Source organism: uncultured Meiothermus sp. (genome assembly GCF_937863175.1).
Taxonomy (GTDB): domain Bacteria; phylum Deinococcota; class Deinococci; order Deinococcales; family Thermaceae; genus Meiothermus.
Window position 1 is genome coordinate 1 of sequence record NZ_CALMCQ010000354.1, and the last position, 14,835, is coordinate 14,835.

Consider the following 14,835-nt stretch of genomic DNA (forward strand, 5'->3'; position numbering starts at 1 on the left):
GGGTGACGATACCCAGGTTTTCTTCGACCCGGTAGGTCAAAAACTCAAATTCGGGCATCTCGAGTTCAAATGTTTCTGCCACAGCAAACCTCCAGTTGGGCCAGCTCGGCGAGCAAAAGCCCGTTCCTCTGCATGGGCAAAGCATAACAGAAGCCCAGAGTAAGGGTTGAGGCTCACCCGACAAAAGCGGATAGCATATGCCCGATTGCGTATCAGCAGCCATCAACCAGCAGACTGTGTGTGCTTGGCCCAGATAAAGGTAGCAGACCGGCTACTTGGCCTCGAGCCAGTTCTGCCCGATGCCGATGCCGACCTCGAGGGGTACCTCGAACTTCCAGGCACTTTGCATCACTTCCCGCACCACACGAGCCACTTCCTCGGCTGTATCTTCGGCTGCCTCGACCAGTAGCTCGTCGTGAACCTGCAACACCATATGGGCCTTCAAGCGATTCAGCTCGGGCTGGAGGTTAACCATGGCCAGCCTCATCAGGTCGCCGGTGGCGGTTCCTTGTATGGGCGTGTTGAAGGCCACCCGCTCGGCAGCTTCGCGCACCGTGCGCATGCGTGAGTCGAGGTCGGCCACAAAGCGGCGGCGGCCAAACATGGTCTCGACGTAGCCTTTTTGCCGCGCACCGGCCAGCACCTCGTCAATCCAGGCCCGCACCCTGGGGTAGGAGGCGAAATAGCGCTCGATAAAGTTTTCAGCCTCGGCGTAGGGAATCGAGAGTTCGTTTGACAGGCGGTGAGCTGACATTCCGTAGAGCACACCAAAATTAATGGTTTTTGCTGCCCTGCGCTGCTCCGCTCCTACGGTGTTCAAATCCAGCCCGAACATCCAGGCTGCGGTCTGACTGTGGATATCTTTGCCCTCTCGGAAAACCCGGATCAGGTTTTCATCCCCCGACATATGGGCCAGCACCCGCAACTCAATTTGCGAATAGTCGGCGGCGATCAGTTGCATACCCGGCGCAGCCCTGAAAGCCCGGCGGATGCGGCGGCCAATTTCGGTGCGAACGGGGATGTTTTGCAGGTTGGGGTCAATCGAGGAAAGCCGTCCGGTGGCTGTGCCGGTCTGGTTGAAGCGGGTGTGCAGGCGGCCTGTTTTGGGGTGGATTAGCCTGGGGAGTGGGTCTAGATAGGTCCCCTTGAGCTTGGTTAGCTCGCGGTAGGAAAGGATGTGGTCAACAATCTCGTGCTGGCCTTGCAGCTCTTCGAGTGCGCTGGCGGCAGTGGAACGCTTGCCGGTCTGGGTTTTCTTACCCGAGGCGGCCAGTCTGAGTTCGTCGTAGAGGACGACCTCGAGCTGATCCCTCGAGTTGACGTTAAAGGAATGCCCCGCCAGCCGGTGGATTTGGGTTTCCAGGCCAGCGATGTCCTGGCCCAGCTCGTCGGAGAGCTTCCCCAGATAGTCCGTATCGAGCGAGATGCCCCTGGCTTCAATCCTTGCCAGCACGGCGGAAAGCGGCTTTTCGATCTCGCGGTAGAGCCACTCGATACGCGGGTTATCGCCAATGCGACCTTGCAGGGTCTCCCACAGTGTATGAGCCGCCTGGGCGCGTTCGACCGGGTCGTCGGTCCAATCACCGGCTCCATAGCGCCGCACGGTGCTGGCAGGGTCGCTGTTGGAAGGGTCGTAGAGGTAGGCCAGCAGCAGGGGGTCGTCGCCGGGAGGCACCCAGATGCCTTCCTTGAGTGCCAGAACCGATAAATCTTTGGCGGCCATGCTGCGAATCTCGGGGAACCGCTGAAGTTCTTGCAGGCTGGGCTGGCCCCGATAAACCCTTCCATTAGCGCAGGCCGCGAACCCCACCCAGTTGGCCCACATCGGCTGGGCGCGGTCAAGGGTATAGCCTGCAAAGGCATCCAGAGGGGGTGGCCAGGCTGCCTCCTCGGCGGGCGCAGGGGCGGCCAGCAGGTTCATCTCGCGCAGAATTGAGCCAAACTCGAGCCGTTCCAGCGTTTCACGCAAAGCCATGCGATCGGGCTCGCGGCGGTGGCAGTCGCGGAAATCGAGCTCGAGGGGGACGTTGGTGTGGATTTGCGAGAGGGCACGAGAAAGCTTGATGTTATCGCGGCTTTCCTCGAGGCTTGCGCGAATTTTGGGGGTGAGGGCCTCGAGGTGCAGATATAACCCTTCCAGCGACCCCCACTGCTGCAAGAGTTTGGCTGCGGTCTTCTCCCCGATGCCTCTGGCCCCCGGCAGATTGTCGGAAGAATCACCCACCAGAGAGCGATAATCCACCCACTGCTCGACCTTCACGCCATACTTCTCCTGCACCGCCTGGGGGTTCATCAGCCGCCCGTCCGGCAGCATCACCTGTACAGCCTCCGAGACCAGCTGGAAGCTGTCGCGGTCGCCGGTCAGGATACGTACCGGATAGCCCTCCTGTTCCCCCTTTTGGGCCAGTGTACCAATCACATCATCGGCTTCGTAGCTGGGTACCTCCAGCCGCTTAAGGCCCATCAAATCTACCAGTTCCTTAATTTTCTCCAGTTGTGGGTGGAAATCATCTGGGGTAGGAGCCCGGCCTGCTTTATACTCCTCGTAGGCATCGTGGCGGAAGGTTCGAGTGGGGGGGTCGAAGACCACAATTACACAATCTCCGTCGTCTTTGAGCAGTTTAATCAAAGTGCGCAGGAAACCAAAAACTGCCTGTGTCGTCTCTCCCCTCGAGGTGGTGAGTTTTTCAAAGGCAAAATAGCTCCGGTAGGCCAGGTGGTGCCCGTCCACCAGCCAGATACGGTCGGGCCTGGACAGCTCGACCGACTGGGTTTCGCCGGCAAATAAATTGGGTTGCTCCACCCGAATATTCTACCCCCATTCGGTTGCTAGCAGAAAGCTACGGGGAGCACTGGGTGTGTCGCAGGTTTTTTTGCGTATACCGAGGTAGACCCCTGGCCTGAAATCAGAAAAAACCGGGGGGTCATATCAGATTCGGAACCCGACCGAAGGGAGCCGCTTTTTTCGCCGACCGTCCGGGAGGGGGGTGCTCCAGGATTCAAAAAGTGAGCCTCGGGGTCTCCGGGTTGGAGGATCATCTTTTTGAATCCGGTATCCGCCTGAGTGAAGCGAAGGATCGGATGCACTGAACTTCACGAAAGGTAGTTGACCCCAGCGCACCCGATTCTTCGGCCTAGCGGCCTCGGAGGATCCTCTCGGCAATTTTACAAGTGCTCGAGGGCAGCTCCACTTTTATGATCAGAGTCTGAAGCTCCGGCGAAACACCAAACGCTTACAGATACTGGTAGGATTAGGGGGTTGTTGAGGCCGCAAAACGCTTGCGGCTGGGCCAGAATGAAAGGAAACCATGCAAAATGAGACCGAAAAACTCGAGTGGTTCGAAATCCAACTGCGCATCAAGACCATTGAAGTAATGCTGGGCCCCAGGTACCGCGAGGCCATGGCGCTGACCCTGGGTAGCCTGTATGACGAGCAAAAAATTGCTGCTATGGCCCGGCGCCTGGGCGTTACTTCCGAGGGGCTGTTGGAGCGCCTGGAGAAGATGCGCCTCGAGCTGGGCATCGAACAAGAAATCACCAAGGGCGTGCTGAAGATGAAGAAGTAACCCCACCACCGACCCGGAAGGTACTACGGGGTCAGCCGGTGCCGATCTCTCGGGAATGCTCGTGCGTACCGCACGTTGGGCAGCCCGACCAGCTTCTGCGTGATGCGCTCGGCCCCAATAGCAAAACCCCCGTGGGGAGGCATCCCGAACTTGAACACTTCCAGATAGCCTGCGAAGTTGGCGGGGTCGTTGCCCTTCTTCTTGAGTTGCTCGACCAGGACTTCGTACTGGTGGATACGCTGCCCACCCGAGGTGATCTCCAGTCCCCTGAACAGCAAATCGAAGCCCCGGGTCGCCCCGTCGCCCTCGGGGTAGGCGTAGAAGGGCCGTGCTGCTTCGGGGTATTTGGCGATAAACAGGAAGTCCACGCCCCACTTCTCCTTGGCCCAGGCCCCCAGTGCCCGCTCGGCCTCCTCATTGAAGTCGGCCCCCACCGGCATTCCAAGCTCTTCGCGCAGGATACGGCGGGCTTCGGAGTGCTCGAGGCGCGGCATCTCCTTCACGTGGGGCCACTCGACTTCCAGCAGCTCGCACTCTGGCCCAGCGGTGTGGCGGGCTTCTTCCAGCATGGCGCGGATAAGCTCTTCTTCCAGATTCATAATGTCGGAGTCCGACTCGATAAAACCCATCTCCACGTCGAGAGAGAGGTACTCGTTGAGGTGCCGGCTGGTGGCGTGCTGCTCGGCGCGAAAGACTGGAGCCACCTCGTAGACTCGTTCGTAGACCCCTACCATGATCTGCTTGTAGAGCTGTGGAGACTGGGCCAGGTAGGCTCGATGTTCAAAATAATCAATGCCAAACAGGTTGCTGCCCCCCTCGGCTCCTGCCGTAACAATCTTGGGCGTGAAAATCTCGGTGAAGCCCAGGCTGTCGAGGTGGCTGCGAAAACCCCGTACCAGGGCGGCTTGAATTTTGAGGGGTGCACGGGCTTTCTCTCCACGCAGGCTTACGTAGCGGTACTCCAGTAGCGTCTCGGGGTTGACCCGCCACTCTTCCTTGGGAATTTCAATTGGACTGGGCTCGCTGGCTCTGGCGTAGAACTCGAGCTGCTCGGCGACCACCTCATAGCCACCAGGCGCCCTGGCACTGGCAACCACTTTGCCCACCACACGCAGCGAAGACTCGGCAATGGGCAACTCGAAACTCCGATCCACCACAACCTGCACGATGCCGCTTCTATCGCGCAAGAGGGCAAACTGAATGCCGCCGAGATCGCGCTTCCAGTGGAGGAAGCCTTGTAGGGTAATGGTCTTGCCCAGATGCTGGGCGATTTGACTAGCGAGGGTTCTGGACATGCTTTCTCCCGAAAACGTGTGGCGGCGGAGTGGGCTCAATAAAAAACCCCCCGATACGACAAGGTACCGGGGGTCGAAATCTCGCCCCCTTAAGAATTATCGTCCGTCCGCAACATCCTGCCCAGCATCTTACGTGCCAGCTCCCACCGGGTCAAGCCAGGTTGCCATGCACCAAATTGTGCACTCCAGGTAAAAACCTCGAGCCTAGACTCTGCTCAAGAGCTTCAGGATTTCCTGGCCATACTTGTTCACTTTAGATTTGCCCAAGCCCTTAACCTGGCGTAGCTCCTCCTGGTTTTGGGGGTTGACCTCCAAAATGGCCTGAAGTTCGGCATTGGTGGCGACTGCATAAGGCGGAACCCCCTCTTCCTTTGCTTTCTGGCTGCGCCATTTGCGGAGTGTTTCAAAGGCCGGACTGCTGGGGGGTGCGGCAGATTTTGGGGTCTGGCTGGTCTTTGAGACTGCCTGAGCCTCGCCCTCGTAAAACACCAGCACGCTCCAGAAAGGCGCATTGCCCGCAACCAAGCTGCTGGAAACCTGAATCGGCATCACCTGGGCCAAAAACTGGTTGAGCTTCTCGAGATCCCTTGCACTGTCCAGTCGAAGGGTAAAGGTCTGGCACTGCATAGCCAATAGCTTACCGCTTATGTCTGTTACCGGTACCCCGGTGAAGCGTCAGGGGTCTGGGGCAGTACTCACAGAGAATGCTGAACTCTCATGGAGCGAGAAGACCGCCCAGGGTTTGTTTGGCCGCGTAATTAGCACAAAAGGCGAGAACCGCGATAGGATCTTTCGCATTCGACCTTCACCAGCTGCCAGGCGCAGTCAGAATCCAAAACACTCCTGGGCATTCTGGTCGGTGATGCTTTCCATCTGCTCCACGGGTAAGCCGCGAATCTCGGCCAGTTTGGCCAGGGTAAACCTGCTCAGCGCGGGGTGGTTGCGCCTGCCGCGGTGGGGTTCGGGGGGCAGAAAGGGCGCATCGGTTTCTACCAGCAGTCTGCTCAATGGAAGCTGTGCTGCAACCTCACGCAAACCCGCATTCTTTTTGTAGGTGAGCGGCCCCGCGAAACCAAAGTAGGCGCCCAGCTCCAGCCCCACCTCCATCAGCCCTGGATGCCCACCAAAGGCGTGTAGAACAAACCTGGAAGGTCTGTGCTGCATCAGCCAGGCCGCCGTTTCAACTTCGGCCCGGCCCCCGTCCTGGCTGCGAACGTGGAAGATCAGAGGCAAGCCCAGGGTTTGGGCCAACCGGTATTGGAAGTCCAGGGCTTTGTACTGCGCATCGCTGGACTCGTGCGTCCAGTAGAAGTCCAGCCCGGTCTCGCCAATGGCGCGCACCCTGGGATGCCCGGCCAGATGGCGTACATCTGCCTCGAGTTCAGGAGAAAGCAGGTGGGCATCCGTTGGATGCAGACCCACTGCCGCCCAGATGTGGGGGTTGGCTTCAGCAATCGCCAGGGCTTTGCGGTTGCGCACCGGGTTGGTGCCGATGGTCAGAATGGCCCGGAAATCCCTCGAGGCCTCGATGGCGGCCTGGGTTTCGTCTGGCTCCATGAAATCGAGGTGGCAGTGGGTGTCGGTCATAGCGCAGATTGCTCATTTTGATTCTACGCTTCCATACTTCATCCTGGACTACACCCCAGCCATGCGCGGCTTGCATACACTGATAACGTGCGCCTCTGGATGATTGCCCTGCTAATTGCTCTCACCGGCTGCTTACCGACCCTACAGGCCGTGAATCCCAATCGGCTTCCTAGTGCCGACAACTGGGGGCCCAACAACTCACCGCTAGAGTGGTGGTATGTCTCGGGCTATTTGCCCGAGGAGGGGCTGGCCTTTCACTGGGCCTTGTTCAAGGCTTACGCACCGCAGAACTGGCAAATTGGCATCCTCAACCCGGCTCTATTCTTTCCAGGTCCTTACCATGCCTCGCATATTGCGGTCACCGACCTTCGCACCGACCAAAAAATATTTGAGGAACGCTTCGATTTTCGCACCGACCGACCCAGGGGCGATAGCACGGTGCGGTATCCACCATTGCGGATGGAGCAAGGCGACTGGAGCCTGGTGCAAGAAGGCGGCAGCTACAGGCTTTCTGCAGGCCCCATTCAGGTGGGCCTGACCCCGCTCAAACCCGCCGTGGTGCATCCGCCGGGGTATTCCGGGACTGCCGAAACCGGGCGTATGTACTATGTTTCCTATACCCGTGTAGCGCTCGAAGGGGTCATTGCGGGCAGACCGGTAAGAGGCGAAGCCTGGATGGATCACCAGTGGGGCGACCAGTTGGGATACCAGGGCGGCCAGGCTACCGCGCTGGGTGCGCTGTGGGACTGGTTCGGTCTGCATCTTTCCACTGGGGTAGACCTGATGCTCTATCGTGTTAAAGATCCTGAAGGGGAGGTGGTGCAGCTCGTCGGCACCGCCACTGACCCCCAGGGGCAGATCCGTGAACTCAGAAACCTTAAAATGACCCCCGTGGAAAGCTGGACATCACCCAGTGGGCGTAGCTACCACCTCTCCTGGCAGGTGGAAGCGGATGGGCTTGATCTTCGGCTCGAGCCCTTGCGTAAAGATCAGGAACTCCTGACCGCTTCCACGCGGGTGGCTTACTGGGAAGGCCCGGTCGCGGGCAGTGGAACCTGGTTAGGGCAAAGCGTGCAGGCCAAGGGCATGGGTGAGTTTGTCGCTGGGCCATATAGTCCGCCGGGCAGTCCATTTGACCTCTTTCCCAGCTCGATGCGGTAAGAGCTGGAATCTGTGGGCAGGCGTAAAGGACGGTCGGTCATAAGTTGCGCCCAGGGGAGATTCATACATGGCTGGGTTCTTTCTGTGAACCGCTTTATAGATGTAACAGCGTACTGGACACGATTCTCTAGCAATTGCTAATTCGCTTATCCCCCAAGATATACTCGGGAACCCCCTAGTTTCCCACATTCCGCTGCTGCTTGCTTGCCAAAACCAGCCGTACAAACTGGATCAGCCGGGGAAACCGGCCCCAGCGTTTGCGGTCGCTGGCAATGCGCACCAGCCACTCGATTTTGAGTTTTTGCGCCCAGGTCGGAACCCGCTTGACCTCCCCGGCCAGCACATCAATCATGCCACCCACCCCGATGGCTACCGTGGCCCCAAGGCGGGCTTTGTGGCGGTGGATGAAGGTGTCTTGTCGTTCGCCCATCCCCACCACCAGCAGGTTGGGCTGGGCTTGATGGATGGCCGTGACCACAGCCGCTTCGTCTTTGAAATAGCCGTCTTGAACGCCGCAAACCTGAACGCCCCAGCGGGCCTGGGCGGCTTCGGCAGCCCGCTGGGCCACCCCAGGGGCTGCCCCGAGAAAATAGACCCTGAGCCGCGAGCCAAAGCGCTCAAATGCAGCGGGCAGGATTTCCGACCCTGGCACCCGGCCTGCAAGCTTCTGGCGGGTGAGCTGGCCCACGGCCCAGACAATGCCCACCCCATCGGGGGTGATGATCTCGCATTCCTGCAGAGCTTTTTTGAGAGCGGAATCGGTCTGGGCGCGCACAACGGCTTCGGGGTTTGTGGTGATGATCTGAGCGCAGTGGGGCTGGGGGTGGGTGAGCTTGTCTTCGATCCAGGCCAGGGTTTGCTCGAGGTTAACCAAATCCACCGGCGTTCCCAGAATCTGTACACGCTGCATGGCCCTACCTCGCCTGAAAACAAAAACCAAAGCGATCTCTGGTCAGACCGTACTGCCTGGCCTCGAGCACCCGAACCTGCACCAGCCTGGGCACCAGATCTTCCACGCTGACCAGACTTGCCAGGGCCAGGTCTTCGCTGCGGCCTGCACGGTACAGTTGCTTGCCCAGATCGGACTGCACCAGTGACTCTTGTGGGTCGGGGAAGGATTTGAGCAGGGTGGTGGCCAGCCGTGCACCTTCCTGTAAGGTGCCCCACTGCCCCAACGTCTGGTGCAAGCGTTTGGCGATGAAACCTGCCGCGACCGTGTTGGCAAGGCTGGGCTCAAGCGAAGACGAGGCACTTTGGGATGTGCTGGACTTGCCGACAATTGCCCAACTGCTCGTGCCTTCGGCCTCGAGTTTGGTCTGGGTAGCGGCTACCACAGTGTCTATTTGCTTCTCCAAGGCATATTGAATAGCCTTTTTTGCGTTTCGAAAATAGGCCAGCGCGCTCCCCAGGGGCTGCTGTTCCAGAGATTCGGACAGGGCTTTGGCCAGCAGCACACAGGTTTGTCCCTCGAGGCTCAGCCTGCTCAGGGCCTGCAGCGAGAGCCCGTGGTGGAACCCCTCTGGTGGAAGACCCTCTTCTTCACCGAGTAGCAGCCCGGTGGCATCGGCCAGAATCCGGGCTGCTCGCACGCTTTTGGCAATCCAGACCTCCCGGGCTCCACCCGCTAGCAAAAGGCCCACGGCACTGCCATAAAAAACATCCACCAGAAGCACAGAATGGGGATAGGGGGGTTTGGGAACCAGATCTACCCGAATCGTCACCAAGCAAGAGCCTCCATCAGAGCGCAATGCGCCTGTCCTGCGGCATTATAACGAAGTCTGAACTGAAAGCCGACTGGTAGAGTATTTTCTACCTACCCGCTTAAAACCCAGCCCTTTGTTGCACACTTTCTCTCCCGCTTCCCCGTCTGATCAAGATGGCCCTAGCTGCGAAACAGCAGTACCGAACCTTCGCCCACCGGGGGTAGATCGGCCAGACTTTCCAGGCCAAACATTTCCAGAAACCGATCGGTGGTACCAAACAACTTGGGTCGTCCCACCGCCTCTTTCTCACCCACAATGTACACCAGCTGGCGCTCCAAGAGCCCATCCAGCACCCCTTCCACACTCTTGCCCCGCAAGGCTTCCAGCTCGGCCCTGGTGAGGGGTTGCTGGTAGGCTACCAGGGCCAGCACCTCGAGGGCTGCCTTGGAGATGCGCGGCGGGGTGGGACGTAACACCTGCTCAACCGCTGTGAGGTGCAAGGGATGCACCACCAGCCGCCAGCCGCCGGCCACACGCTCGAGTTGTACCCCCGATTTACCGTCGCCGAGGTCATTCTCGAGGGCTACAATGGCCCGCGTCAGGGCCTCTTCAGCACCCAGAGGGCTCAGGTCGCTCAGGGCCAGGGGCCGGCCCGCAGCAAACAATACCGCTAAAATCTGGGCTTTGAGGGTCTGGGTGTCCATCATAAAGGGGGGTGGGGTTATTTCACCACCATCATGCCTTCCCGAGGCTATACTAGAGTGAGTATGCCAACCTATCAATACAAGGCCAGGGATAGACAGGGGCGGTTGGTTAATGCCGTCATTGAAGCCGAGGACATGCGCACCGCTGCACGCAATCTGCGGGAAAAGGGCTTGTTCATCGCAGAAATCAAGGAGCCAGGGAGGGGCTTGCAGGCCGAGATCAAACTGCCGGGTCTGGAACCCCAGCCAGGCCTCAAAGACCTTGCAATTTTCAGCCGCCAGCTTGCCACCATGCTCAACGCCGGTTTGCCGATTGTGCAGGCCCTGGCGATTCTCGAAAAGCAGACCGAGAAGAAGAAGTTCCAGAGCATTCTCAAAGACATTCGCACCGAGGTCGAAGGGGGCGCCAACTTCAGCGAGGCCCTGAGCAAGCACAAGCTTTTTAGCCGCCTCTTCATCAACCTGGTGCGGGCTGGCGAGACCTCGGGTACGCTGGATGCCATTCTGGACAGACTGGCTACCTTCCTGGAAAACGAGCTGGCCCTGATCGGTAAGATTCGCTCGGCCCTGACCTATCCGGTTATCGTGTTTGTGTTTGCTATCGGCGTAACCTACTTCCTGCTGACCGGCATTGTGCCGCAGTTCGCCCAAATCCTGACGGGTCTGGGCTCGGAGCTGCCACTCCTGACCCGGGCTCTGATGGGTCTCTCCGACTTTTTACGACAGGGCACTATTTTTATCGTGCTGATCGGGGTGGCGTTGTATTTTGGCTACCGGGCCTATTACCGAACCGATAAAGGGCGACACCAGGTAGACCGGATTAAGCTCAGGCTCCCGGTATTCGGCAACCTGATGAAGAAAAGCGCGCTGGCCCGCTTTTCCCGCACTTTTGGCTTGCTGATCAGCAGCGGCGTGAACATCGTGGAGTCCCTGGACATCACCAAGGGAACCGCAGGCAATGCGATTGTCGAAGACATCCTCGAGCAGACCAAAATTGCCATCCAGGCCGGTGAGCCCGTACACACCACCATTCAGGCCCACCCGCAGGTTTTCCCTCCGATGGTGAGTTCCATGATTGCGATTGGTGAAGAGACCGGTGCGCTGGATACCATGCTGCAAAAGATCGCCGACTTCTACGAGCGTGAGGTGGACGAGGCCGTGAGCGCCCTGACCGCCGCCATTGAACCCCTGATGATTATTTTCCTGGGCTTTATTGTGGGTGTGATCGTGGCCGGGATGTTCCTGCCGCTCTTCAGAATTATCGGGACGCTTTCCGCGCAATAATTGTCGAAGTCAAGGGTAATCGTTCGCATGCTTTTCGCAGGCCCACCGCTGGTCGGGCAACCTGATCTCCGAAATGAATTTCGCCCGTCTGGTTGCGGGGCCTTTGCCCCATACTGATTTCCTCATTACCAGACCACTGGCCCACTGGTTCGGCTATGTTAACGTACCAACGCGGCAAGTTCGGTTCAGTGGCCGAGATGAAAACCAGAACGTCTGAATTTAGGCTTCGCAAAGCCAACCTCCGATGGCTTTGACGATTATCTTTGCGAAGCCCGTATTCATTCATACAGGGTACCCGACCTCGGGAACGAGTATAAAACCTCGAGCCCAAGCCTCGCAGGGTAAACACCACAACCAGCGAGATTGCAGGGTTGGTCTTATCCCTTCACCACGATGTTCAGCAATTTATGAGGAATGTAGATTTCCTTTAGCACTTCCTTGCCCCCTATGTGCTGCTGTACATTGGGAAGCTCCCTTGCCAGACGCCTAATTTCGTCTTCGCTGGCCTGTGCGCTTACGGTGGTTTTGCCGCGTACCTTGCCGCTTACCTGCACCACCAGCTCGAAGCTGTCGGCTACCAGGGCGGCCTCATCCAGCCTGGGCCATGGGGCGCTAAAAACCGAAGCGTTATGGAATTGATGCCAGAGTTCTTCGCTCAGGTGCGGGGCGAAGGGGGCCAGCATCTGCAAGTAGCACAGCACCACATGGCGGTAGACCGGGGTAATGCCCTGCTCCTTGCGGTACTCGCCCATAGTGTTTAGCAACTCCATCAGGGCAGCAATCGCGGTGTTAAAGCGCAACGCCTCGATGTCCTCGGTTGCTTTTTTGATGGTCTGGTGCAGCTTCTGGTAAAGGTTTTTGTCTGCCCCCTCGAGCAGGGCCGGGTTATGGTCACCCTGGGCTTTCAGCTCCACCAGGTGTTCGGCCACCATGCGGTAAACCCGGTTCAGAAAACGCCAGGCCCCCTGCACACCCTCTTCGGTCCAGATCATCTCGTTTTCGGGTGGAGCAGCGAACAGGATGGTGATGCGGGCAATATCGGCTCCCTGCTCCCTCACAAATGGCCCCACCATCACCCCGTTGCCCAGGCTTTTGGACATGGTAGCAGCTTTCCAGAAGTGAACCGTACCGTCGTCGTGGGTGCGCAGCTCAGCCCCGCTCTTTCTGGCTTCTTCCAGGGTAAGGGTCTCGGGGATTTCCAGCTTGGCCCGGCGCTCGAGGTTCTTGAACTGAATGGTCTCCCCACTGACCTCCACCTCGCCCACGTCTGTCCAGCCCTGCACCATGCCCTGGGTGAAGAGGCCCTCGAACGGCTCCTGGGCCTGAACCAGGCCGATGTCGTGCAGAAACTTGGTGAAGAAACGACTGTACAAAAGGTGCAAAATTGCGTGCTCGACGCCGCCGATGTACTGATCCACCGGCATCCAGAAGTCGGCTTTCTCAGGGTCGAAGGGCTGGTTGGGGTTTAGGGCGTCGGCGTAGCGCAGGAAGTACCAGGACGAGTCAACAAAGGTGTCCATGGTGTCGGTGTCGCGCCGGGCCTGGCTGCCGCACTGGGGGCAGTCGCACACGTAGAACTCCGGGTGGGCCGCCAGCGGGCTTTTGCCCTTGGGCCGAATCTCGTCTACGTCGCGCAGGGTGGGCAGTTCGACCGGCAACTGCTCGTAGGGCACTGGCACGATGCCGCAGCGTTCGCAGTGGATCATCGGGATGGGGGTGCCCCAGTAGCGTTGGCGGCTGATCAGCCAGTCGCGCAGGCGGTAGTTGACCCTGCCCTCGCCGATGCCATTTCCCTCCATCCAGGCGATAATTCGCTTTTTGGCATCGTCCATGTAAAGGCCATTCAAGAAGTCGGAATTGATGGCCGGGCCGTCCTCGAGGTAAGCCTTGCCGCTAAAATCGGGAGGGGGTTGCACGGTGCGAACAATCTCTAATCCGAACTTCTCGGCAAACTCCCAGTCGCGCTGATCCTGCCCGGGCACCGCCATAATGGCCCCGGTGCCGTAGCCCGCGAGCACGTAGTCGGCGATCCAGACCGGAATCTCTTTGCCGTTGGCCGGGTTGAGGGCGTAGACCCCAGTCCAGACCCCGGTCTTCTCGCGGTCTTCCAGCTGCCGCTCGACCTCGCTCTTCAGCCGGGCTGCGGTCACGTATGCCTCCACGGCGGCTTTCTGTTCGGGCGTGGTGATCTGGGCCACCAGCTCGTGTTCGGGAGCCAGCACCATAAAGGTTGCGCCAAAAATTGTGTCCGGGCGGGTGGAGAACACGCGAATCCTGGCTGCGTGACCCTTCACCTGGAACTCGAACTCAGCCCCGGTGCTTTTGCCAATCCAGGCCCGCTGCATGGCCTTGACCTTCTCGGGCCAGCGGGGGAGCGTGTCGAGGTCGGAGAGGAGCCGTTCGGCATAGTCGGTAATCTTGAGATACCACTGCTCGAGCTCGCGCTTCTCGACCAGCGCCCCCGAGCGCCAGCCGCGACCGTCAATGACTTGCTCGTTGGCCAGTACGCTCTGCTCGACCGGATCCCAGTTGACGTAGCTCTTTTTGCGGTAGGCCAGGCCCTGCTCGTACATCTTCAGGAAGATCCACTGATTCCACTGGTAGTAGTCGGGCAGGCAGGTTGTCACCTCGCGGCTCCAGTCGTAGCGGATGCCCATCAGATTGAGCGACTCGGTGGACTGCTGGATGTTGGCAAAGGTCCAGTCGGCAGGCGAGACCCCGAACTTGAGGGCGGCGTTCTCGGCGGGCAGACCAAAAGCATCCCAGCCAAAGGGGTGCAAAACCGAGTAGCCCTGCTGGGTACGGAACCGGGCCAGCAGATCGCCCATGGTGTAGTTTTTCAGGTGGCCCATGTGCAGGTCGCCCGAAGGGTAGGGGAACATCACCAGGATATAGGCTTTTTTGGGGTTGGGTCGGGTCTGGCCCCCTGCGTCCTTTTGAACCTCCATGGCCCTCAAAAGCCCGATTTGATCCCAGTATTTCTGCCATTTGGGCTCGCGCCCGTGCGGGTTGTACCTATCGGTCGTGACCATGTTCGCTTCTCCTGTTCTCAACGGGTTATTGTATTGGTTCAAAGGCCGAAAGAGGAAAGGGGGGGCTAAAGTCCAGTGGCCTCTAAAGGGAAAGCCCGTCGAGATCAACAAAAAATCCCCCTTCAGCCTGAAGGGGGAGCCTCCCAAAGACGGGCCTCCCCTAAGGTAGTTCTAGCTGGATAAACCACTGCATAGGCTCATAATAGCATGGGCAACCAGGAGGCGCAGTATAGCCAAAAGTCCGATGGAGTTTGTATACCCCTTTCTGCAGTACGGGCGCGTGATGCGACAGGCGGCAATTTATGGAGTTTTGACCCCCAGTGGGCCGGGAGGCTTAACGCTAATGCGTCCAGTGAAGCAAGGGACGGAATTGCCGTGTTTGAACCCTCACCCGGAACACCCTTTGGATGGGGGTTGTTGACCTGAGACACCACAAAAACCTTGGTCGGTATCGCTTTTCTCAGATAGTCGTACCAGGCGAGTTTTTGATCCTCTCGCGGTTT

Annotated in this window: 11 protein-coding genes and 1 pseudogene; 3 read left to right on the forward strand and 9 right to left on the reverse strand. The window is 58.8% G+C overall.

Features of this window, described 5'->3' with window-relative positions; genetic code table 11:
- Positions 1-223 (reverse strand): annotated as a pseudogene (locus Q0288_RS13325) (hypothetical protein); the annotation flags it as partial.
- A 48-nt stretch (positions 224-271) separates the two neighbouring features.
- Positions 272-2,803, reverse strand: coding sequence for a DNA polymerase I (polA, locus tag Q0288_RS13330; protein WP_299431212.1), 2,532 nt, complete (start codon positions 2,801-2,803; stop codon positions 272-274).
- 505 nt (positions 2,804-3,308) lie between these two features.
- Here polA and Q0288_RS13335 point away from each other — a divergent pair.
- Positions 3,309-3,566 (forward strand): hypothetical protein, encoded by a 258-nt coding sequence (locus tag Q0288_RS13335; RefSeq protein WP_299431214.1) that lies wholly within the window; start codon positions 3,309-3,311, stop codon positions 3,564-3,566.
- A gap of 23 nt (positions 3,567-3,589) precedes the next feature.
- Here Q0288_RS13335 and aspS read toward each other — a convergent pair whose 3' ends face one another.
- The 3 genes from aspS to Q0288_RS13350 all read right to left on the reverse strand — a co-directional run bounded on the left by aspS (position 3,590) and on the right by Q0288_RS13350 (position 6,448).
- Positions 3,590-4,861, reverse strand: coding sequence for an aspartate--tRNA(Asn) ligase (gene aspS / locus Q0288_RS13340; protein ID WP_299431216.1), 1,272 nt, complete (start codon positions 4,859-4,861; stop codon positions 3,590-3,592).
- A 204-nt stretch (positions 4,862-5,065) separates the two neighbouring features.
- Positions 5,066-5,488, reverse strand: coding sequence for an HRDC domain-containing protein (locus tag Q0288_RS13345; protein ID WP_299431218.1), 423 nt, complete (start codon positions 5,486-5,488; stop codon positions 5,066-5,068).
- A 198-nt stretch (positions 5,489-5,686) separates the two neighbouring features.
- Positions 5,687-6,448: a TatD family hydrolase gene (locus tag Q0288_RS13350; protein WP_299431220.1), complete on the reverse strand. Its 762-nt coding sequence runs from the start codon at positions 6,446-6,448 to the stop codon at positions 5,687-5,689.
- 87 nt (positions 6,449-6,535) lie between these two features.
- Between Q0288_RS13350 and Q0288_RS13355 the strand changes: the two genes are divergently transcribed.
- The gene (locus Q0288_RS13355) at positions 6,536-7,609 is read left to right on the forward strand and encodes a lipocalin family protein (RefSeq protein ID WP_299431222.1); all 1,074 of its coding nucleotides are present in this window, start codon (positions 6,536-6,538) and stop codon (positions 7,607-7,609) included.
- 175 nt (positions 7,610-7,784) lie between these two features.
- Here the strand turns inward: Q0288_RS13355 and Q0288_RS13360 are convergent, their stop codons facing one another.
- The 3 genes from Q0288_RS13360 to scpB form a co-directional block, all read right to left on the reverse strand.
- Positions 7,785-8,519, reverse strand: coding sequence for a WecB/TagA/CpsF family glycosyltransferase (locus tag Q0288_RS13360; RefSeq protein ID WP_299431224.1), 735 nt, complete (start codon positions 8,517-8,519; stop codon positions 7,785-7,787).
- A gap of 4 nt (positions 8,520-8,523) precedes the next feature.
- Positions 8,524-9,330, reverse strand: coding sequence for a 2-phosphosulfolactate phosphatase (locus Q0288_RS13365; protein WP_299431226.1), 807 nt, complete (start codon positions 9,328-9,330; stop codon positions 8,524-8,526).
- A 161-nt stretch (positions 9,331-9,491) separates the two neighbouring features.
- Positions 9,492-10,016, reverse strand: a complete 525-nt coding sequence (gene scpB, locus Q0288_RS13370) for an SMC-Scp complex subunit ScpB (protein ID WP_299431231.1) — start codon at positions 10,014-10,016, stop codon at positions 9,492-9,494.
- A gap of 63 nt (positions 10,017-10,079) precedes the next feature.
- Between scpB and Q0288_RS13375 the strand changes: the two genes are divergently transcribed.
- On the forward strand, positions 10,080-11,300 hold the full coding sequence (locus Q0288_RS13375) for a type II secretion system F family protein (protein ID WP_299431228.1): 1,221 nt from the start codon (positions 10,080-10,082) through the stop codon (positions 11,298-11,300).
- Between the two features lie 377 nt (positions 11,301-11,677).
- Here Q0288_RS13375 and leuS read toward each other — a convergent pair whose 3' ends face one another.
- A complete protein-coding gene (leuS, locus tag Q0288_RS13380) occupies positions 11,678-14,332 on the reverse strand; it encodes a leucine--tRNA ligase (RefSeq protein WP_299431230.1) in 2,655 nt (884 codons plus the stop codon).
- Between the last annotated feature and the right edge of the window lie 503 nt (positions 14,333-14,835).

Excerpts from the sequence above, each read along its gene's own strand:
- Q0288_RS13350 (WP_299431220.1), bottom strand. The coding sequence starts at position 6,448 with ATGACCGACACCCACTGCCACCTCGATTTCATGGAGCCAGACGAAACC.
- Q0288_RS13360 (WP_299431224.1), bottom strand. The coding sequence starts at position 8,519 with ATGCAGCGTGTACAGATTCTGGGAACGCCGGTGGATTTGGTTAACCTC.
- Q0288_RS13335 (WP_299431214.1), top strand. The coding sequence starts at position 3,309 with ATGCAAAATGAGACCGAAAAACTCGAGTGGTTCGAAATCCAACTGCGC.
- Q0288_RS13345 (WP_299431218.1), bottom strand. The coding sequence starts at position 5,488 with ATGCAGTGCCAGACCTTTACCCTTCGACTGGACAGTGCAAGGGATCTC.
- Q0288_RS13375 (WP_299431228.1), top strand. The coding sequence starts at position 10,080 with ATGCCAACCTATCAATACAAGGCCAGGGATAGACAGGGGCGGTTGGTT.
- aspS (WP_299431216.1), bottom strand. The coding sequence starts at position 4,861 with ATGTCCAGAACCCTCGCTAGTCAAATCGCCCAGCATCTGGGCAAGACC.
- leuS (WP_299431230.1), bottom strand. The coding sequence starts at position 14,332 with ATGGTCACGACCGATAGGTACAACCCGCACGGGCGCGAGCCCAAATGG.
- scpB (WP_299431231.1), bottom strand. The coding sequence starts at position 10,016 with ATGGACACCCAGACCCTCAAAGCCCAGATTTTAGCGGTATTGTTTGCT.